General features: G+C 61.8%; 17 protein-coding genes. 11 read left to right on the plus strand and 6 right to left on the minus strand.

Annotated elements, in window-relative coordinates; genetic code table 11:
• Position 1: 1 nt before the first annotated feature.
• On the minus strand, positions 2–880 hold the full coding sequence (locus tag V1283_RS07265; protein ID WP_334385747.1) for a zinc-dependent alcohol dehydrogenase: 879 nt from the start codon (positions 878–880) through the stop codon (positions 2–4).
• A 185-nt stretch (positions 881–1,065) separates the two neighbouring features.
• On the opposite strand from V1283_RS07265, the gene mdoH reads away from it, so the two are divergent.
• From mdoH to V1283_RS07280, 3 genes are all read left to right on the plus strand, one after another.
• A complete protein-coding gene (mdoH, locus tag V1283_RS07270; protein ID WP_334385748.1) occupies positions 1,066–2,892 on the plus strand; it encodes a glucans biosynthesis glucosyltransferase MdoH in 1,827 nt (608 codons plus the stop codon).
• Between the two features lie 84 nt (positions 2,893–2,976).
• Entirely contained in the window at positions 2,977–3,639 is a 663-nt protein-coding gene (locus V1283_RS07275) for an FkbM family methyltransferase (protein WP_334385749.1), read from the plus strand.
• Positions 3,623–4,966, plus strand: a complete 1,344-nt coding sequence (locus V1283_RS07280) for a hypothetical protein (protein ID WP_334385750.1) — start codon at positions 3,623–3,625, stop codon at positions 4,964–4,966. The genes V1283_RS07275 and V1283_RS07280 overlap by 17 nt, the downstream gene beginning before the upstream one ends.
• Before the next feature lie 6 nt (positions 4,967–4,972).
• On the opposite strand, the gene V1283_RS07285 is transcribed toward V1283_RS07280, so the two are convergent.
• The 3 genes from V1283_RS07285 to V1283_RS07295 form a co-directional block, all read right to left on the minus strand.
• Positions 4,973–5,494 carry a c-type cytochrome gene (locus V1283_RS07285; protein WP_334385751.1) on the minus strand — a complete coding sequence of 174 codons (522 nt, stop codon included), beginning with the start codon at positions 5,492–5,494 and terminating at the stop codon, positions 4,973–4,975.
• 352 nt (positions 5,495–5,846) lie between these two features.
• Positions 5,847–6,707, minus strand: coding sequence for a DMT family transporter (locus V1283_RS07290; RefSeq protein WP_334385753.1), 861 nt, complete (start codon positions 6,705–6,707; stop codon positions 5,847–5,849).
• Between the two features lie 88 nt (positions 6,708–6,795).
• The gene (locus V1283_RS07295; protein WP_334392980.1) at positions 6,796–7,410 is read right to left on the minus strand and encodes a TetR/AcrR family transcriptional regulator; all 615 of its coding nucleotides are present in this window, start codon (positions 7,408–7,410) and stop codon (positions 6,796–6,798) included.
• Between the two features lie 158 nt (positions 7,411–7,568).
• On the opposite strand from V1283_RS07295, the gene V1283_RS07300 reads away from it, so the two are divergent.
• The gene (locus V1283_RS07300; protein WP_334385754.1) at positions 7,569–8,762 is read left to right on the plus strand and encodes a M20/M25/M40 family metallo-hydrolase; all 1,194 of its coding nucleotides are present in this window, start codon (positions 7,569–7,571) and stop codon (positions 8,760–8,762) included.
• Between the two features lie 356 nt (positions 8,763–9,118).
• Here the strand turns inward: V1283_RS07300 and V1283_RS07305 are convergent, their stop codons facing one another.
• Positions 9,119–10,042 carry a complex I NDUFA9 subunit family protein gene (locus tag V1283_RS07305; RefSeq protein WP_334385755.1) on the minus strand — a complete coding sequence of 308 codons (924 nt, stop codon included), beginning with the start codon at positions 10,040–10,042 and terminating at the stop codon, positions 9,119–9,121.
• 82 nt (positions 10,043–10,124) lie between these two features.
• Positions 10,125–11,342, minus strand: a complete 1,218-nt coding sequence (gene rocD, locus V1283_RS07310) for an ornithine--oxo-acid transaminase (protein WP_334385756.1) — start codon at positions 11,340–11,342, stop codon at positions 10,125–10,127.
• Between the two features lie 237 nt (positions 11,343–11,579).
• Between rocD and V1283_RS07315 the strand changes: the two genes are divergently transcribed.
• The 7 genes from V1283_RS07315 (at position 11,580) to V1283_RS07345 (ending at position 19,609) form a co-directional block, all read left to right on the plus strand.
• Positions 11,580–14,366 (plus strand): UPF0182 family membrane protein, encoded by a 2,787-nt coding sequence (locus tag V1283_RS07315; protein ID WP_334385757.1) that lies wholly within the window; start codon positions 11,580–11,582, stop codon positions 14,364–14,366.
• A gap of 428 nt (positions 14,367–14,794) precedes the next feature.
• A complete protein-coding gene (locus tag V1283_RS07320; RefSeq protein ID WP_334385759.1) occupies positions 14,795–15,370 on the plus strand; it encodes an HdeD family acid-resistance protein in 576 nt (191 codons plus the stop codon).
• Between the two features lie 55 nt (positions 15,371–15,425).
• Positions 15,426–15,659 (plus strand): hypothetical protein, encoded by a 234-nt coding sequence (locus V1283_RS07325; RefSeq protein WP_334385760.1) that lies wholly within the window; start codon positions 15,426–15,428, stop codon positions 15,657–15,659.
• A 39-nt stretch (positions 15,660–15,698) separates the two neighbouring features.
• A complete protein-coding gene (locus tag V1283_RS07330) occupies positions 15,699–16,727 on the plus strand; it encodes a patatin-like phospholipase family protein (protein ID WP_334385761.1) in 1,029 nt (342 codons plus the stop codon).
• A 4-nt stretch (positions 16,728–16,731) separates the two neighbouring features.
• Complete coding sequence (locus V1283_RS07335) at positions 16,732–18,195, plus strand: GntP family permease (protein WP_334385762.1); 1,464 nt, start codon at positions 16,732–16,734, stop codon at positions 18,193–18,195.
• A gap of 93 nt (positions 18,196–18,288) precedes the next feature.
• On the plus strand, positions 18,289–18,393 hold the full coding sequence (locus V1283_RS44580; protein ID WP_442895846.1) for a DUF1127 domain-containing protein: 105 nt from the start codon (positions 18,289–18,291) through the stop codon (positions 18,391–18,393).
• A gap of 19 nt (positions 18,394–18,412) precedes the next feature.
• Positions 18,413–19,609: an NADH:flavin oxidoreductase/NADH oxidase gene (locus tag V1283_RS07345; protein WP_334385763.1), complete on the plus strand. Its 1,197-nt coding sequence runs from the start codon at positions 18,413–18,415 to the stop codon at positions 19,607–19,609.
• The last annotated feature ends 231 nt before the right edge of the window (positions 19,610–19,840 follow it).

Below are 19,840 nucleotides of genomic sequence, written 5' to 3' on the forward strand. Positions count from 1 at the left end.
CTTACGAATAGATGACGGGTTGGCATAGTATCCCGCTACCAGCGTCGAGAATTCCTGGCAATCGCTTCGGCAAATCGCCGAACGCAACGGCTGGCGCCAGCAATGCATCGAGCCTTGGATCACTGAGCAGCGCAACCGCGGCCGCGAGGCGGCGGCTGTGTGTCCAGCGCGGACGGTGCGATGGCGCGATGCGTCCGACCTGGCTCGATACGAGCCGAAGCCGGCGGCTGTGGAACGGGCCTCCAAGCATGGCGGTCACTGCCGCGTCACCATACCAGCTCATTTCGAGCACAGTCGCCTCGTCTCCGGCCAGTTCGAGTGCCGTCCGCAATCCATCGGGCGAGCCGCTGGCGTGAACGACGAGATCGCAATCGGCTTTCGCGTTTCCGGGCTCTGCGAAACCAACCCCGAGCTTTCCTGCTAATTCCGATCGGCTGGAGTTGATGTCGACGAGCGTGACGTCCGTACCGGAGATCTGCCCGCACAGATAGGCGACAAGCGAGCCGACCACGCCGGCCCCGATGACGGCGATGCGATCGGCTGGTCCCGGTGCGGCGTCCCACACGCCATTAAGCGCGGTTTCCATGTTGGCCGCCAGCACCGCGCGGAGTGGCGGCACATCATCCGGAAGCGCCACGGCGGCGTTTGCGGGGATGTTGAATGCGGTCTGGTGCGGGTGGAGCGCAAAGACGCTCTTGCCTTGCAAGGCATCGCCGCCATTCTCGATCCGTCCTACGGCGGCGTAGCCGTATTTGACGGGAAAGGGAAAACCGCCGGCCATGAACGGCGCGCGCATCCTCTCGAATTCGCCCACAGGTACACGCCCGCCAAACACGAGCGATTCAGTGCCGCGGCTGATCGCGCTATAGAGGGTTTTCACCCGTACTTCGCTTGCGACGGGCGGTGCTATGGCTTCTTGGCGGAGTTCGACCTGTCCGGGGCCGCGATACCAAAGAGCCAAGGCAATATCGGCACTCGCACTAGCATCCATTTTCTTCGGTCTCGAACTGGAATTCCCGGCGGCTCGACGTGTTATAAGCGGTAATCTGCATTGCCCGCGGGCGAATGAGAAGTCATAACCTTTCCTGCCACAAAGCACACCGCCCCGCCATGATACAAGCCGAAGCCGCCGACACGAGAATGTTCGCCAGGCGGGCGATTTTCGCTGTCCTGTTTTTGGTCACCATGGCGGGATCGCTATGGCTCGCCGCGTTGGCGTTGACGCCCGGCGGATTTGGAATCCTCGATCTTGCGGCGCTGGTCCTGTTCGCCGTCATTTTGCCGTGGATGGTTGCGGGCTTCTCGAATGCCGTGATCGGCTTCATTATCATGCGCTTTTCCGTCGATCCGGTGGCTGCGGTACTGCCCGCGGCCGGCCTGATCGGCGATGACCAACCCGTGACAGCGTCGACGGCAATCCTGCTTTGCGTTCGCAACGAGCTGCCGCTCCGTATCATCCGTAATTTGGAGCCGATGCTCGAGGGAATCCACGCCTCTGGCTACGGTGAGCGCTTCCACCTTTACCTCCTCAGCGATACCAACGATGCCGATCTTGCGGTCAGGGAGGAAGCGCTATTTTCGGAGTTGATCGCAAGCTGGCGCGATCGCATCGCCGTCAGCTATCGGCGTCGCACCGTGAACGTCGGCTTCAAGGCCGGCAATATCCGCGAGTTTTGCGAGCGCTGGGGAAGCCGCCACGAGCTCGCGGTCACGCTCGATGCCGACAGCTTCATGTCGGCGGACGCGATTATCCGGCTGGTCCGGATCATGCAGGTCGATCCCAGGCTCGGTATCCTGCAGGGCCTGGTTGTGGGGCTGCCGTCAACGAGCTTGTTCGCCCGCATCTTTCAGTTCGGCATGCGGCTCGGCATGCGCTCCTACACGATCGGAAGCGCGTGGTGGCAGTCGGATTGCGGCCCCTATTGGGGACACAACGCTGTCCTGCGGCTTGAACCGTTCATAAAGCACTGCCAGCTTCCGTTGTTGTCCGGGAGCGGCGAGGAGGAGCGGCATATCCTCAGTCACGACCAGATCGAGGCGGCGCTGATGCGCTCCGCCGGCTATCATGTGCGCGTGATGCCGCGGGAAGACCTCGGCTGGGAGGAAAGTCCACCGACACTGCTGGAGTTCATGCGTCGCGACCTGCGCTGGTGTCAGGGCAACATGCAGTACTGGCGATTTCTGTTGCTGCCGAACCTCCGGCCGGTCAGCCGCTATCAGCTGGTACTCGCGATCCTGATGTTCATCGGCTCCCCGGCCTGGATCGGCTTGCTCGCCCTTGCGACGATCGCGCTCGTACGGTGTGACGATCCCTCCACGATCATGCGCGCCGATGCCGGCGGCGCGTTGCTGATTTGGGTGCTCGTGATGTGGTTCTCGCCGAAGATCGCGGGCGCTCTCGACGTCCTGCTCTCGCCGGAGGAGCGCCGCGCATTTGGCGGCGCGGGCCGGTTCGCCGTCAATTTCGTCATCGAAACCATGTACTCGATCGTCCTGTGTCCGATCCTCTGGATCAGTCACACGATCTTTCTCTTTGGCCTGCTGTTCAATCGTGAGATCAACTGGATGGGGCAGGTCCGCGATAACCACGCGGTGCCCTTGACCCTGGCGTTGCATGATCTTTGGCCGCAGACCCTCGTGGGATGCATCTCGCTCGGCCTCGTGCTGGCAAGCCAGCCGTGGGCATTGCCGTACATTCTCCTGCTGGCTGGCGGGCCGGCCCTGGCGGCTCCCTTTGCGATGGTGACAGCCTGGCCTGCGCTCGGCGGTCTTGCAACCCGTATCGGTATCGGCCGGGTTCCCGAGGAGACGGCAACCCCGCAGGAACTTCTGGCGTTGGCATCGCCCGCGATCAACTCAGAGAGCCAGCCGCCTCTGACAAGCTCGGTCTAGACAATGCCCGGCCCCGTCAGGACCGCGCGTGCCACCATCAGGTCGTTTCGCATCTATTACGGAGACAAGAGGCGGGCTGCGGCTATGGACCGACTCCATGGCAACTTCGTCCGGCCTGGCGATCTGGTATTCGACGTCGGCGCACATGTCGGCGATCGCGTTGCTTCGTTCCATCGGCTCGGTGCGCGCGTCGTCGCCGTCGAGCCGCAGCCGTCGATGGTGAGGGCCCTCAGGCTGCTCTATGGGCGCAGCAAATCTGTTGCGATCGAGGCGCTGGCGGTCGGACGCGAGCCGGGCAGGGCGCGCATGCTGATCAATGTCGATAACCCGACAGTGTCGTCGGTCTCTCCGGCGTTTGTTGAAGCCGCGCACGGCGCGCCCGGTTGGGAAACCCAGCGCTGGAGCGAGGCAATCGACGTCGCGGTCACCACACTGGATGCATTGATTGCCAAACATGGCGTTCCCGCGTTCATCAAGCTGGATGTCGAAGGCTTTGAGGCGGAGGCGCTGTCAGGCTTGTCCCAGGCGGTGCGCGCGCTTTCGTTTGAGTTCACCACCATCCAGCGCGACGTGGGGCTTGCCTGCATCGAGCGGTGTTCGGCGATGGGTTACAGACGCTTCAACGCGGCCCTTGGGGAAAGCCAGACGCTGATCGGGGAGTGGATGGATGCGCAGGACATCGCGCGTTGGCTGATCGAGTTGCCGCAGGCGGCAAATTCCGGAGACATCTATGCCGTCGCGGCCTGATCGACTGCTGTTGCAGCCGCGGCTGCTGATGATCTCTGTCGCCGTACTGCTCGCTGCAGGTTTCGGCTTGACGCTGTTGATCTTCTATCCCGGCGTGATGACCTACGACGCCAAATTCGTCTATGAAGATATCGCCAAGGGCACGATGGGCGATTGGCAGTCGCCGGTCATGGTCTGGCTGTGGGCCCTGATCGATCCGATCGCTCCCGGCGCCGGCAGCATGTTCCTGCTGTTTGCCACGACCTACTGGCTGGGGTTTGGCGTCCTCTCGCTTGCGCTCGCATCCCGCGGCAAGGGCAGCGCGTTGCTGTTGCCCCTGCTGGCAATGACGCCGCCGGCTCTGTCTCTTGCCGGGATCATCTGGCGGGACGTCCTGTTTGCAACGTGCTGGTTGCTTGCCGCCACCGCCGCGTTCGCGGTGTCTGAACGTCCGTCTCCGATCAGGCTGACCGGGCAGGTGCTGGCGCTTGTGTTGGTTATATTCGGGGTCTTGCTGAGGCCGAACGCCTTGCTGGCTGCACCGATACTCATTGCCTATATTGTTTGGCTGTCGCGGGTCTCGCTGCGCAAAGCGGCTATTCTCTGCGTTCCGGCCGCGATTGGTCTCTTTGGCATCGTGCAGCTCGTTTACTACGGTATCCTGGACGCGAAACGACAGCATCCGCTGCAAACGATCATGATCTTCGATCTCGGCGGCATCAGCCACTTCTCGAAAGTGAACCAGTTTCCCGTCGACTGGAGCGAATCGGAAAACGCGATGCTGCTCAATAGATGTTACCAGCCGACGCAATGGGACATCTATTGGCGGCTCGAGCCCTGCGATTTCGTGATGGGCAAGGTCGAACGTGAAAAAGGCTTGTTCGGTACCCCGGCGATATCTCGGGCCTGGCTGGCAGCAATCCTCCATCACCCGATTGCCTATTTGCAGCACCGCTCGGCCTTCATGTGGAATTTTCTCGCCGCCGACAATCTGACGATGTGGACGGCCGATGTTGAACATCCGACGAAGAAGGTCTTTGCCGATCGAGCTGCGTTCAACGCGATGGTCTCGGCACACGACGTGCTCAAACCTACGCCTTTTCTTCGCGTCGGCTTTTGGCTTCTGGCCTGCATCATCGTTTGTTGCTTGAGCTGGCGGCGCAGTGGCTTCCGCGAAGCGGCCTTCGCACTGGGTGTTTGCGGTTCGGCGACGATTTATGTGCTGAGCTTCTCAGCCGTGGGCGTGGCGTCCGACTACCGCTACGGCTATTGGGCGGTGCTGGCCGCCATCGCCGGTGGCGTCGTCGTTATCTCCGGCAGAGGCAAGGGAGCTGAGCTGCCGCGCTAGAACGGCCTATTGCTTGGGTTCGGCCGACGCGGTCCAGGTCTTGTAGTCGGCGTCGGAAACGCTCGGCAATTTCTTGACAAATGCCGCAATCGACCAGATCTCGTCATCCCGGGCGCCAGCCTCCGCGAAGCTGGGCATGCCCGTCATGTTGATGCCGTTCTTGATCACCCAGAATAGTTGGGCAGGGGAGAGCCCACCGGCGACTTCCTTCAGGTCCGGAGGATCGGGATGTAGCCCTTCCGAGAACTTCAGCCATTTGACGCCTGGCGCGCCGTGGCAGGTCGCGCAGCCGAAACTGGCATAAGCTTTGGCGCCAGCCTGTACCATCGCGGCGTCGCCAAACGAGGCCGGCGGGTTATCGTTGGCGTGGCGATTGATCGACGCGGTCCGCACCCGGGTCAGAGCCCATGTGACGGCGGCGGGATCTTCTGTCGTCCCGGCGACGCTATAATAGCCGCCGAAGAAAAAGGCCGCACAGCCAATGCCGACCACGATCGCCAAAGCACCGATTGCCGCAAGGAAACGCATGTAAGCCTCCGATCGTCTGTTTGCCGCCCCGAACTGAAATGAGTGGCTCAGTTCGGGAATAACGAACCGTTCGAAAGGTTGCACATGATACGATATCACACGCAAATTTCACGTGATGCTTTGCGGCCAAAGTTCAATGATTGATGATACCGAAGGCGAATTCATCATCAGGACACCCTGGCCTGCGGTCCTGCCGATGGGTTAGCTGAACTCCGCGATGCCATAGCGGCGCGTTTCAGTAGCGTTCGCTTCGTCTGGACCGGAACAATGCTTTGATCACGGCCGGCGGCACCCGGGCGTGGGACCTCATCGGAAAGACACTGCTCGAAGCGCCACGACGCGACTTCCGGGTTCAAATTGGTCGAGCGCCCGGTCTTACTTGTGTAATGGCGACGCCGGAGATCGCGAGCAGCCCACCGACTATCAATTTTGGGGTCATGCGGTCGCCAAGGAACAGCACGCTCGAAATCAAGGCGAACACCGGAAGCAGCAGGCCGAAGGGTGCGACGCGGCCCATGGAGCAACGGGCGATCAGCCAGAACCACAGGCCAAACCCGACAATTCCTCCGATGAAAACGGTGTAGGCGAGTGCCAGCCAACCACGTTCATCCGCCGTGACGAGGCTCGCCAGTTGTCCATATTCAAGGAGCAACGACATCAACATGACCTGCGGCACGGTGAGCAGCGACGACCACCCCATCAACATCAGCGGATCAAAAGGGCCGTAGCGTTTCGTCAAGACGTTGGATACCGCGAATGCGAAGGCTGCCCCGACCACAAGCAGCAACGGAAACGCGTTTGCCGACAGGCCAGGCTCCGCGGCCAGCACGACCACGCCGACGAATGCAAGCACCACTCCGGCGGATGTGGTGAGAGACGGCCTCTCCGCGAGCAGGGGCCAGGCTAACAGGACGGTGAAGGGTGTGGCGAGCTGATATGCGACGGCCGACATGCTTCCCGAGCCGAGCCCAAGGCCAACATAGAAGAGCCCAAAGTTCAGTCCACCAAGGAAAATCGAAATAGCCGCGATGGGGCCGAACTCTTGACGCGTGGGCCTTTTGACGAACGGAACAAGCAGCAGCGCGATGGCCAGGAAGCGCAGTGCGAGGAAGAAAAGAGGCGGAAACTCCGTAACGCCCACTTTGATAGCCACGAACTGATAACCCCAGAGCAAGGGGACGGCCACCGCGCAGACAATCTGGATGACAGACATGGCATTCTTCCTTTCAAGACCGATCAGTCTAGATATCGGCGCGCCAATGGCGGAGGCGTACAGGAGTCGTTTACCTGATATGGGTTGTTCACCTCATGAAGCGGTCGAGAAGAGCGTCAGCGGTGGCTTGCGATGTGATCCGTGACGGTGCTGTTTTGCCGACCACTCGCAGCCCCTCGACGAAACAGACGAGAATTCGGGCGGCGCTTGAAGGCTCAACACCATCGGCCAACTTGCCCGCCGTCTTCGCACGGGAAAGTGCATCCGCCACCCTGGCCTCCATGGCTTTGAAAAAGCTCGCGATGCGACGACCAACTTCAGCATCCTGGCCAGCCAGTTCCATGGCTGTGGCCACCAGCAGACATCCGCGCCGACCATTGGCACCGCTCGTGCGGTCAACGTAGCCGGCGAGATAGGCCCGCAGGCCGTCGAGCGGCTCTCTGCGGGGGTCGAATTCGATATCCATCCGTGCCAGCGCATCGGCAATGTAGCGATCAAGCGCACGCAGGAAGAGCGAGTGCTTGTCACCGAAAGCGGCGTAAAGGCTGCCACGCGAGAGCTTCGTCGCACGAAGAAGGTCCGGGAGCGCCGTAGCGTGATAGCCGCGCGACCAGAACACACCCATCGCACGTTCGACAGCGGCTTCCACGTCGAAACTTCGGGGGCGCCCGCGGGGCAACCGGACTGGGGTTTGGTGGCTCATTGCTAATATATAGACCAATTGGTCTTTAAATCGCAAGTGACCGCTTGGGGTCAATCGCGTCAATTTTGGCATGTCGGCAACTCTTCCTTATGGGTCTTGCGCAGCAACGCGTCTCGAACGATGCTCACAAGCTCCGCAAGCCACATCAAGGGATCGTCATGCCCATCGACGTCAAAACCGCCACCGATCGCCTCATGCGCTTCCTCGCTGTCGAGGGAGTGACCGGAAAGGAGGCAGCGATAGGACGCGAGCTCAGCGCGGCGTTGCAGGAAAGTGGCGTGCCGGCGACCGCGATCCGCCTTGACGACGCCAACACACGCATTCCGGTGCCGACGGAGACCGGGAACCTCATTGTCGATCTGCCCGGCCGAGGCGCAATGCACAACCAGCCGCGGATCATGTTCATGACCCACATGGACACCGTGCCGCTGTGTGCCGGAGCGAAGCCGAAGCTTGCGGGGCGCAAGATCGTCAATGAGGCGAAGACCGCGCTCGGCGGCGACAACCGCGCCGGCTGTGGCGTTCTCGTGACGCTGGCGGCCGAGCTTGCGAAACAAAACCTGGATCATCCGCCGATCACGCTTCTGTTCTGCGTGCGGGAGGAGAGCGGGCTATGGGGAGCGCGCCACGTCAAGACGGCTGAGCTCGGCTCGCCGGTCATGGCCTTCAATTACGACGGCGGCTCGGCCTCCAATGTCACGATCGGCGCCGTTGGCGCGGATCGCTGGCAGGTCGAGATTTTCGGCCGCGCCTCGCACGCCGGCGTCGCACCGGAGCGCGGGATCAGTTCGACCATGATCCTGGCGCTTGCGCTCGCCGATGTGAGGGCCGGTGGCTGGTTCGGCAAGGTGGTGAAGCGCAAGCTGAAGGGCACGAGCAATGTCGGTCCCGTCACCGGCGGCGACGGCCGGCCGGCCGGGGACGCCACCAATGTTGTCACCGACTATGTGCACGTGCGCGGCGAAAGCCGCAGCCACGACAGCAAGTTCTTCAAGGAGATTACGAAAGCCTACAAGGCTGCATTCGAGAAGGCCGCAAAGAGCGTGAAGAACAGCGATGGCAAGTCGGGCCGCGTCAAGTTCAAGGCCGAGACCGACTATTATCCGTTCCGCATGAAGGAGAGCCTGCCCGTGGTCAAGCGCGCGGTCGCGGCAGTGTCCGGCATCGGCGCAACACCGACCATCCGCGCCGCGAATGGCGGGTTGGATGCAAACTGGATGGTCCGCCACGGCGTTCCGACGGTGACCTTCGGCGCGGGGCAGAACGAGCCGCACACGATCGACGAGTGGATCAATCTCGACGAGTACGACCGGGCGTGCGCGCTCGCGATCCAACTCGCGACGATGCGATGAGCCTCGCGGTTCAGCTCCCGAGCCATTGAGAGCGCGGCGACAGGCTGCCTGGTTCGGCTTGTGATCTAGCGCAAGGAATGAACGCATGGGTGATAGTCGCCATTCCGACAAAGAGAAGTTCGGTGATGATCTCAGTCGCCCAAAAAAGCTGCGAAATGTCGGAACGGCTCTTGAAAAGATTGCGAAATTTCGGAGCCTTCCAAGCCGAATACGAGGGTTTCGATTCCCTTCACCCGCTCCAATGCTTTCAATGATTTAGCGCGAGGCCGGATCTCATTCTGACAAACCCGGCTGCTTCAGCGGATGCAGTGCGTGAGCCTGTCACGCGTTGGCGCGGATTAACCGAGGAGCCTCTTTCAAAGGCTATTCGATAGCATCCTCTGAAGTGTTGCCTCGACGGGGAGCGGCGAAATCTCAAGTTCAGAAAATCCAGGCAACTCCGGCGACGACACGGTGTCGATCTGCATCAGTTCCACTTGATTGCGAGTGAGGCGCGGACCAGGGAGCATTTCGGAGGCCCATGCGAGTGCGTGCCAAAGCGCGAACGGGATTGGAATCAGGTGGGGCGCAACGCCAGCCTGGAGCGCAACGACCCTGAGAAGCTCCTCGTAAGAGTAGACGCGAGGGCCGCCGAACTCGAAGATCGCTGAAGGCCTCTCCGCTCGCTGCATGATCCGGCCAATCGCCTCGGCGACATCCTCCACATAGGCCGGCTGCAATCTGGTCAGGCCGCGGCCGAACATCGGATAGATTGGAAGCCGGCGGAGCAGCGTGAGGATGGTCGTGAGAAACGCATCGTCCGATCCGAACATCACCGCCGGTCGGATGAAAGTTGCATCGGGGAAGGCGGCCCGGACCGCCAGTTCGCCTTCGCCACGCTTTCGGGTGTACGGCGATGGTGACGCGGCATCCGCGCCAATTCCTGAAACATGAACAAGCCGTTCGACACCGGCCCGGCGCGCTTGCACGGCCACTCGTTGGGCAGACTCGACGTGAACGGAATGAAAAGTGCCCTGTCCGCGCTCGACGTAAAGACTGACCGCATTTACAACGCCGTAAGCGCCGGCAAGCGCATCCGCGACCGATCGCTCGTCGTGAACATTGGCCTCAACGGATTGAAGTTGCGGATCGTCAGGGCCAAACTGACTATGTCCCCGATCCGGATGCCTTGACGCAATTCGAACCGGAAATCCGCGATGGCGCAGACGTCGAACGATGTGGCGGCCGAGAAATCCAGTTCCGCCGAATACGGTGACGGTGCGCCCGCTTGTTGCCACCATGTCTCAGATTCGTAAGTTCACGCGGGAATTCTCTCACGGCGCCGGGAGTGGATCGGAGCGGGCCTGGCCACCTCGGAGGCCGCTAAGCCTGAACCGTCGATGCGGCGATCTCGTCCAGTACTTCGGTCAATCGGTCTACCGCCCAATCCACTTGCTGCTCGTCGATAATCAAGGGGGGCGCAAAGCGTATCGTGTTCCGGTGGGTATCTTTGGTCAGCACTCCCGCCTGAAGCAGGCGCGTGATCACCGTACCGGCGCTTGCCATGTTGTGGTGTAACTCGACCCCGGCGAACAGACCGCGACCGCGCACTTCGCGAATGATCGGATTTTTGATCGAATAGAGCCGATCGAGTAGATGCGCGCCGACAGTCGCGGCACGTTCAATCAATCGCTCCTCGATCAGGGTATCGAGTGCGGCCAATCCGACCGCTGATGCAATCGGGTTGCCTCCGAACGTGCTGCCGTGATCGCCAGGCGTGAAAACCTGCATGACCTCGCGACGGGCGAGAAAAAGAGAAACCGGCAACATCCCCCCGCCGAGCGCCTTGCCGAGCATCAGACCGTCGGGCGTTACGCCTTCATGCTGACACGCCAACAGACGACCGGTGCGTCCCAGACCACTCTGGATCTCGTCGCACAGCAGTAGCACGTTGTTCGCTTTGCAGATTCGCGCCGCTTCCGCGAGATATCCGGATGGCGGCACGTTGATCCCGCCTTCGCCCTGGATCGGTTCGACCAGAAAGGCCGCGGTGTCAGGGGTTATGGCTGCGGCGAGCGCCGATGCGTCGCCGAACGGCACGAGCTTAAAGCCAGGCGGAAACGGCCCGAAGCCGTCGCGATATTGGGCCACCGAAGAAAAACCGATGATCGAGATGGTACGGCCGTGGAAATTTCCCTCCGCAGCAATGACTTCGGCTCGACCGGACGGCACACCCTTGACCTTGTAGGCCCATTTACGTGCCGCCTTGAGCGCCGTCTCGACGGCTTCCGCGCCGCTGTTCATCGGCAGCGCGGCGTCCATACCGGTCAGCTCGCAAGCCCTGGCGAGGAAAGGTCCCAGCCGGTCGCTGAAATAAGCGCGCGAGATCGTATCCAGACGCTGCGCCTGATCGGTCAACGCCTTGACGAGACGCGGGTGGCAATGGCCAAAGCTCGCTGCCGAATAGGCTCCCATCATGTCGATGTAGCGTCGACCAGCCTCGTCCCACACGTAGATTCCGGCCCCGCGGACGATCGTGACCGGCAATGGTGCATAATTTCCCGCGCCGAAACGGGCTTCAAGGCCGGCGAAATCGGTCATGACAAGCGCTCCTGCCGCGATCCTCACCCGCGCTGACTCCGCATATCCCTCCGATCGTTGTGAAGGCACACAGACACCACAGCGTCGTGAGATCACAGCTCATGGCGCGCTCTCCCGATTCAGGCGCGCGTAAGGTGATGCGCGCCTCTGTCCTTATGTAGGACGGGAGACGCAAAAAAACAGACGCGAAGCCCCACGACGGGCGCCGCCGCGTTCTCGTTCTGCTATAATGCGTTCATGACGATCGGGATTACCGGGCCCGAACGGAAGCCACCAGGGCGAAACGCCGTGGTCGGGCTGGTTGTGACTGCCGTCTTCGCCGGAATTTGCCTGATCCTTCTCGCGATCGTCGGCGACTTCCTGGTCGACTGGATGTGGTTCTCTGCAATCGGCTATTCGCAGGTTTTCTGGACGTCGATCGGCGCGAAAGCCGGAGTCTTTTTAGTCGTCTTCGCGGCAACTGCCGTCATCGTGTGGGCGAACGCACGGCTCGCACTTCACTTTACCCGACGGCAACGAGTCCGGTTTCCTACCGCGTTCGACTGGAAGCTCGCGACCACACCGACGCCGCCCGATCTGTTTGAATTCATACGCGACCGGTTACCATGGTCCCTCACCATCGGCGGCAGCGCCGGATTAGCCGCGCTGCTTGCCGCCTCCTGGGAGTTCGGCAACTGGAGCATTATTCTGCAGTTCCTCTATCACGTGCCATATGGCGCGAACGATCCGTTGTACGACAAGGACATTGGTTTCTATCTGTTTTCTCTTCCCGCCTATATCGCCATCAAGAACTGGGCAATGCTCACGCTCTTCATGAGCGCGCTCCTCGCGGGGCTGGTCTATTGGGTGCACGGCGACATCGAATGCCGGGCCCAGCGATGGTCGATATCGCCGGCAGCGGTTGTCCACGGCTCGGCGCTGCTCGGCTGCTTCTTTGCCGTCAAGGCATGGTCCTACGCCCTCGACCGCTATCTGCTGCTCTACGGAGACAATGGCGTGGTGGTCGGCGCGAGCTATACCGACATCCATGTGGAACTGCCCGTCCTCTGGTTGCTGATCGGACTCTCGGTCGTCGCAGCATTGGCCGCAGGGGCGAACCTGTGGGTGCGCACCTACCGGCTTCCCACTGCCGCGATGTTGCTCGTGTTCGGCGGCGCCTTCCTGCTGTCCGGCGTGGTCCCGATGTTGTTCCAGCGATTTTACGTCAAACCGAACGAACTGGAGCTGGAGCGGCCCTACATCGAACGCAGCATCCGCCTGACCCGGGAAGCCTATAACCTCGATCGGATCGCGGCGAAGCCCTTTCCTGCCGAACAGAACCTGACCTTCAGGACACTCGAAGCCAACAAGGCGACTATCGAGAACATCAGATTGTGGGACGGGCAGCCGCTGGCGGATACCTACGCCCAGCTGCAGGAGATACGCACCTATTACAAATTAAGCGACCTGGATGTCGACCGCTACTGGCTTCGCGGCGCCTACCAGAGCGTGATGCTCTCGGCACGCGAGCTCAGATCCTCACTGCTGCCGCCTAACGCCCAGACGTGGGTCAACCTCCACCTGCTGTTCACCCACGGCAATGGGGCGGTGATGAGCCCGGTAATGCACAAGAGCGCTGAAGGGCTTCCGCTGCTTTACTTGCGGGATATTCCTCCCGTTGCGGACGGCGGCCCCGAAATCCGCGAACCGCGCATCTACTATGGACAAGAGAAGAGCAACTATGTCCTCGTCAGGACCACCACGCCGGAATTCGATTATCCGAAGGGGAATGAAAACGTCTACGCGGCCTACGACGGTGCCGGTGGCATCCCGCTGCCGGGGATGGTGCGAAAAATCATCTTCGCCCACCACTTCAACGACGTGAACCTGCTGCTCTCCAGCTATATCACCGACGACAGCCGGATCATTATCCGGCGCAATATCGGGGAACGGGTACGCATGATCGCCCCGTTCCTGAGCCTCGACCACGATCCCTATCTGGTCGTCAGCGAGGGGCGGCTGTTCTGGATCCAGGATGCCTATACGACCAGCGACTATTTTCCCTCTGCGCAGCCTGCGCCCGGCCGCAATCTCAACTACATCCGCAATTCCGTGAAGGCCGTCATCGACGCCTATAACGGCAGCGTCGACTTTTATCTGATGGACCAGGCGGACCCGATCGCCGCCACCTTCCAGCGAATCTTTCCGGGGTTATTCAAGCCGTTCGCGGCCATGCCGCCCGATCTGCAGAAGCATATTCGCTATCCCGAGGATCTCTTCCTGATTCAAGCGCAGCTTTACCAGACCTATCACATGGCATCTGCCGACGTTTTCTATAACCGCGAGGATCTTTGGCAATTTCCGCGCCAGCCCGCCGGCGACGGCGGCGTGACGCCGATGGTCCCTTACTACATTGTCATGCGGCTGCCCGGAGAAACCCAGGCAGAGTTCTTCATCATGATCCCCATGGTACCAAGCCGGCGCGACAACATGATCGCATGGCTGGCAGCGCGCTGCGACGCACCCGACTATGGCAAGCTGATCGTCTACGAATTTCCCAAGGAGAAGCTCGTCTACGGACCGTTCCAGATCGAGGCGCGCATTAATCAGAACACGGAGATTTCCCAGCAGATATCGCTGTGGAACCAGATGGGTTCACGGGTGATCCGCGGAAATCTGCTGGTGATCCCGATCGAGAATTCGATCCTGTACGTATCGCCGCTGTATCTGCGCGCGGTCCACGGACATTTGCCGGAGCTCAAGCGCGTGATCGCGGCCTATGGCGAGCATGTCGTCATGAAAGAGACGCTTGCTGAGGCCTTGTCCGCGCTTTTCATCGAAACTAACGCGCCGCCGACATCGCCGAGTGCTGCAACGGAAATGCCACGTGCGAGCCCTGGGGAAAATACGGCGCTGGAGGCGCTCGATCGCTACAACCGGGCAATGGAGCTGCTGAGATCTGGGGATTGGGCAGGCTTCGGCAAGCAGATCGACGCGATGCGCGGTCTTTTGGAGAAAATGAGCCGGCAATCGGCCGGACACTAAATCCCTGCACACGCTGGCAGAAGAACATGCTCGACCACTCCGGTTGTGGTATCCGCTGTCGTCGGTCGTGGAAATGAGGCGGCAGACCGGCGTGTTGGTACGGCGCCCCGGTTGGGTTGGTAGGACCAACGCCGGGTAGCAATTGTCATTCGGACAAAGAGAAGTTCTGCAGTGAACCCAAACGCCCAAAAAGCTGAGAAATGTCAGAAGGGTTTTTGAAAACATTGGGAAAATTCAGTGACTTCCAAGCCGAATACGAGGGTTTCGATTCCCTTTCACCCACCCCGAGCAGTTTCAGTGACTTAGTACAAGTTCTCGATCTGACAACCGTTGGATGTTAATTAGACTGAATTCCTCTTCCAATTCTGCTATTATCTTCCATCCCTTGGAGACGAACGTCGGATAGGTTTTCACATCGGAGGGCCGTCATGACCAATACTTCAGGCACAGTGGCAGATCCCGAGGCCCGCTCGGATACGGCGCCACTGCGTGCCAAGTCGGGCTGGATCATCGCACTCGGCGTAGTCTATCTCATCGCCGGGTTCATCGCGCTTGGCAGCGTCGCGATGGCCACCGTCGCGAGCGTGCTCGTCGTCGGCGTGATGATGATCATCGCCGGCGTCGCCGAAGTGTTCAGCGCCTTCCAGATCAAGAGCTGGGGCAAATTCCTGCTCTGGGTACTGCTCGGTGTGCTCTACATCGTCGCCGGCTTCGTCACGTTCGAGAATCCGCTGCTCGCTGCCGTGCTGCTCACCCTCATCCTCGGCGCATCGCTGGTGGCCTCGGGCATCATGCGGATCATCCTGGCCTTCAGCATGAAACGGGAAACGCCCTGGATCTGGGTGGCGCTGTCGGGCGTGATCACGCTGTTGCTCGGTCTCCTGATTTTGGCGCGCTGGCCGGTCTCGAGCCTTTATATCCTCGGCCTGTTCCTCGGCATCGACCTCATCATGGCCGGCGCAGGCTGGATCGGAATAGGTTTCGGCCTGCGCCGAAGCCGTTGAGGGTGGCGGCGGCGGACTGCGCGCCACGTTGTTGATCGACAATCAGGAGGCGCCCATGCGGTGGGTCTACCTCGCCGTCATCATTCTGTTCGCCGCCGCGACGACTATCTTCGCGGCGCAGAACTTCGAGATCGTCACCATGTCCTTCCTCAGCTTCAATGCCCGCGTGCCGCTCGCGCTGCTGGTCGCCGTCGCCTACCTCCTTGGCGCGGCGACGGGCGGCAGCCTGTACGCGCTGCTGCGTCGATCGTACGAAGGGTCGAGACGAGGCATTGTGGGCTCGCCCTGACCTAAGGCGTCATTTCACTTCCGGCCTGGGAGGATGAAGATGGAAGAAACCGCGCGCGAGCCGGTTCTGGTGGACCTCGCCTTGCAGGGCGGCGGCTCCCACGGCGCGTTCACCTGGGGCGTGCTCGATCGGCTGATCGAGGAGCCGTGGCTGAAGATCGAGGCGATCTCCGGCACGTCGGCGGGTGCGATGAATGCAGCCCTGGTGGCGGACGGATGGACGCAAGGCGGCGCCGGAGGCGCGCGGGCGGCGCTTGAGGCCTATTGGCGGCGGGTGTCGCAGGCTGCGGCGTTCAGCCCGCTGCAGCGCTCGCCGCTCGACCGCCTGATGGGCCGCTGGACGCTCGACACGTCACCCGCCTATATCGCCATGGACCTGATGGCCCGCGTGGTGTCGCCCTATGATCTCAATCCGCTCGGTCTCAACCCGCTGCGTTCAATACTCGACGAGAGCATCGATTTCGACCGACTGGGCCGCGCACCGATCAGGCTGTTCGTCACCGCGACCAGTGTGCGCACCGGCCGCGGCCGCATCTTCCGCAACAAGGAGATCACCGCCGACGTCCTGCTTGCCTCGGCCTGCCTGCCGACCATGTTCCATGCGATCGAGATCGACGGCGAACCGTACTGGGACGGCGGCTATGCCGGTAATCCGACGCTGACGCCGCTGGTGCGCGAGAGCGACGCGCACGACACCATTCTGGTGCAGATCAATCCGCGCGAACGGGCGGAGCCGCCGCGCACGGCAAACGAGATCCTCAACCGGCTCAACGAGATTTCCTTCAACTCGCCGCTGATGAAGGAATTGCGCATGATGGCGCTGCTGCGCCAGGTGGCGGACCCCGGACACGGCGAGGGCGCGCGCTGGGCCGGAATGCGCACGCACCGGATCATGACCGACGCGCTCGCGGACTTCGGTGCGTCGTCGAAGATGAACGCCGAGTGGGCGTTCGTCTCGCTGCTGAAAGAAGAGGGCCGCAAGAGCGCCGACGCATTCCTCAACGCCCACGGCGAGGATATCGGCAAGCAATCCACGACCGATCTCGACGCGCTGCTGGCGGAATGCTGAGATCATGACGGTGTCAGGGCTTCTCGGCATCCTGATCGGGCTCGGCCTTCTGATCGCGTTCGCGTTCCGGGGCTGGAGCGTGCTGCTGCTTGCGCCGCTCGCCGCCTTGATCGCAGCGTTGTTCTCCCGCGAGCCGCTGCTCGCCCACTGGACCCAGACCTTCATGGTCAGTGCAGCAGGCTTCCTGGCGCAGTTCTTTCCGCTGTTTCTGCTTGGCGCGCTGTTCGGCAAGCTGATGGAAGACAGCGGATCAGTCGGCGCGATCGCGAACTTCATGACCGAACGGCTCGGCCCGCAGCGGGCGGTGCTGGCAGTGGTGCTCGCCGGCGCGCTCGTCACCTATGGCGGCGTCAGCCTGTTCGTCGCCTTCTTCGTGCTGGCGCCGATGGCGCAGGAGCTGTTTCGTGCGGCCGGCATTCCGCGGCGTCTGATGCCGGCGGCCATCGTGCTCGGCACCTCGACCTTCACCATGTCGGCACTGCCCGGCACGCCGTCGATCCAGAACGCGATCCCGATGCCGTTCTTCGGCACCACGCCCTTTGCCGCGCCCGGTCTCGGCATCCTGGCATCGCTGATCATGTTCGGCTTCGGCCTGTGGTGGCTCAATCGCCAGGAGGCGGTCGCAAGGAAGAGCGGCGAAGGCTTCGGCGAGGGCGCGCCGATGCCGTCCGACCGTCTCGCCACCGACGAAACGCTGCGCGAACGCGCCACCACCGCGCGCGAGTTCGATCCGGCGGAGATTGTGCATGGCGAGGTGACCGACGTGCCGCCTCCGGCCATGCTCGCCGCGCTGCCCCTCGTCGTGGTGATTATTGTCAATCTCGCGATGTCGTTGTTCATCTTGCCGGCACTCGACACAAGCTTTCTCGCCGAACCCCGCTGGGGCGGGACGTCGCTCGCCGCTGTCGGCGGCGTGTGGGCCGTGATCACAGCACTTGCCTGCGCGATTCTGACCGTGCTCGCGGTCAGCCATCGGCGACTGCGGGCGCTGCGCGCGACCATGGACGCCGGCGCCAACGCCTCGGTATTGCCGGCGATCAGCGTGGCGAGCCTGGTCGGCTTCGGCGCCGTGGTGGCGGCGATGCCTGCTTTCGCCGTGGTGCGCGACGCCGTGCTCGGCATCGGCGGCGGACCGCTGGTGTCGCTGGCCGTCGCCACCAACGTGCTCGCGGCTCTCACAGGCTCGGCGTCAGGCGGGCTGACCATTGCGCTCGACGCGCTCGGCGCGACCTACATGACGCGCGCGGCGGAGATAGGGCTTGATCCCGCGCTGCTGCATCGCGTCGCGGTGATCGGTTCGGGCACGCTCGACAGCCTGCCGCACAATGGCGCGGTAGTCACGTTGCTCGCGGTCTGCGGATCGACGCACCGGGACAGCTATCGCGACATCGTTATGGTCGGCATCGTCGGCGCCCTCGTAGCACTGGTCGCCGTCATTGCGCTCGGCTCGATGGTGGGATCGTTCTGAGCCATCGCGAGAATTCCCCGACTTCCAGGCTGAATACGAGGGCAGGACGGACGACCGCATCGACGCGGAGTCCTTACCGCTCGCTAAAGGGATATTGGGGTTGCGTTTCGAGAATGGCGCGAACGCGAAAGGTTGCGCATAGTCCTGTACGAGTTGAGCGACCTTGTGCTCCGGGATATTGGCATGACGCGGCGATAATTTGTGGGGAGATACTCGAATGACTGAGGGATCAATCAACGGCGGCAAAATCGCACGGCCAATGCTGTTCCAGCCACTTGCCATTCGAGGTCTGGAAATAAAAAACCGTCTCGTCGTGCCACCGATGGTTCACTATAGCTGCGACCCCGGAAATACCTGCGGTACATTCCACATCGTGCATCTTGGCCGCTACGCGTTGGGCGGCTTTGGGCTCGTCTTTGTAGAGGCGACGGCCGTCGAGGAGATCGGGCTCATCAACGAGCGTGACCTCGGCCTTTGGAACGATGCGCAGGTGGAAAGCTTCAAGCCTCTGATCGCGTTCATGAGGAGCCAGGGAGCGGCGATCGGCATCCAGCTCGCTCACGGCGGTCGCAAGTCCTGCTCGCAGAGCGCGATGCAGGGCATGGGACCACTGACCGAGGAGAACCTGAAATCCGGTGCCAAGGTCTGGCAGCCGGTCGGACCCACGGCCGAGCCGGTCGCCAAAGGCTGGCAAACGCCGCGGCAACTGACGACAGCCGAGTGCAAGGCGATGGTCGGCACGTGGGCGGCCGCGGCGAAGCGCGCGGTTGCCGCCGGATTCGACACCATCGAAATCCACACCGCGCACGGATATCTCCTCGCCTCATTTCTGTCGCCGGTCTCGAACACGCGCAATGATGAGTATGGTGGCGACCGGGCTGGGCGCATGCGTCTGCCGCTTGAGATCGTCGAAGCGGTGCGCCAGGAAATGCCGGCATCGATGCCGTTGTTCTTGCGCGTCTCGGCCGTCGACGGCACGCAGGAGGGTTGGAATATCGATGATACGGTCGCTTTTGCACGCGAGCTGAAGGTGCGCGGAGTGGATGTAATCGACTGCTCCTCGGGCGGCATCTCCGGTGCGGCCACCGCGGCTCAAGTGCCGCGCAGCCTCGGATTCCAGGTTCCTTTTGCGGAGCGGGTTCGCGAACAGGCTGATATCCCGACCATGGCCGTCGGCATCATTCTCGAGGCGGAGCAGGCGGAGATGATCCTTCAGAATGGGCAGGCCGATCTTATCGCGATTGGCCGCCAGGCGCAGTTCAACCCCAACATCGCACACCATTGGGCGCACGAACTTGGCATCAACCGTCGCTTCGAGGATTGGGCGCCGGAGTATGGCTGGTGGCTCGAGAAGCGGATCAGAACGATGGAAGGTTTTGCCACGCCGACCGGCGTCGTCACGCGCCGTTCATGAACTTGGGCTTGGCGGTTCGCGGTGCCGCCTAGCGTTCCCGGGGCGGTCGGCCATTTCGACAAAAGAGCAAATTCCGTCGTGAACCCAGACGCCCAAAGCGCCGAGAAATGTCGGAAGGGTTCCTTGAAAACGCTACGAAATTCCGGAGACTTTCAAGCTGAATATAAGGGTTCGATTCCCTCCACCCCGCCATCATTCAAAATCTCTTCAAGATATCGCTGAATCGCGTCG

The sequence above is a fragment of the Bradyrhizobium sp. AZCC 2262 genome, assembly GCF_036924535.1.
GTDB lineage: Bacteria > Pseudomonadota > Alphaproteobacteria > Rhizobiales > Xanthobacteraceae > Bradyrhizobium.

Coding starts and splice junctions, on each gene's coding strand:
- rocD (WP_334385756.1), bottom strand. CDS start 11,342: ATGACCGATTTCGCCGGCCTTGAAGCCCGTTTCGGCGCGGGAAATTAT.
- V1283_RS07320 (WP_334385759.1), top strand. CDS start 14,795: ATGACCAATACTTCAGGCACAGTGGCAGATCCCGAGGCCCGCTCGGAT.
- V1283_RS07290 (WP_334385753.1), bottom strand. CDS start 6,707: ATGTCTGTCATCCAGATTGTCTGCGCGGTGGCCGTCCCCTTGCTCTGG.
- V1283_RS07300 (WP_334385754.1), top strand. CDS start 7,569: ATGCCCATCGACGTCAAAACCGCCACCGATCGCCTCATGCGCTTCCTC.
- V1283_RS07315 (WP_334385757.1), top strand. CDS start 11,580: ATGACGATCGGGATTACCGGGCCCGAACGGAAGCCACCAGGGCGAAAC.
- V1283_RS07275 (WP_334385749.1), top strand. CDS start 2,977: ATGGACCGACTCCATGGCAACTTCGTCCGGCCTGGCGATCTGGTATTC.
- V1283_RS07330 (WP_334385761.1), top strand. CDS start 15,699: ATGGAAGAAACCGCGCGCGAGCCGGTTCTGGTGGACCTCGCCTTGCAG.
- V1283_RS07325 (WP_334385760.1), top strand. CDS start 15,426: ATGCGGTGGGTCTACCTCGCCGTCATCATTCTGTTCGCCGCCGCGACG.
- V1283_RS07285 (WP_334385751.1), bottom strand. CDS start 5,494: ATGCGTTTCCTTGCGGCAATCGGTGCTTTGGCGATCGTGGTCGGCATT.
- V1283_RS07295 (WP_334392980.1), bottom strand. CDS start 7,410: ATGAGCCACCAAACCCCAGTCCGGTTGCCCCGCGGGCGCCCCCGAAGT.
- V1283_RS07345 (WP_334385763.1), top strand. CDS start 18,413: ATGACTGAGGGATCAATCAACGGCGGCAAAATCGCACGGCCAATGCTG.
- V1283_RS07280 (WP_334385750.1), top strand. CDS start 3,623: ATGCCGTCGCGGCCTGATCGACTGCTGTTGCAGCCGCGGCTGCTGATG.
- V1283_RS07335 (WP_334385762.1), top strand. CDS start 16,732: ATGACGGTGTCAGGGCTTCTCGGCATCCTGATCGGGCTCGGCCTTCTG.
- V1283_RS07305 (WP_334385755.1), bottom strand. CDS start 10,042: ATGGTGGCAACAAGCGGGCGCACCGTCACCGTATTCGGCGGAACTGGA.
- mdoH (WP_334385748.1), top strand. CDS start 1,066: ATGAGAAGTCATAACCTTTCCTGCCACAAAGCACACCGCCCCGCCATG.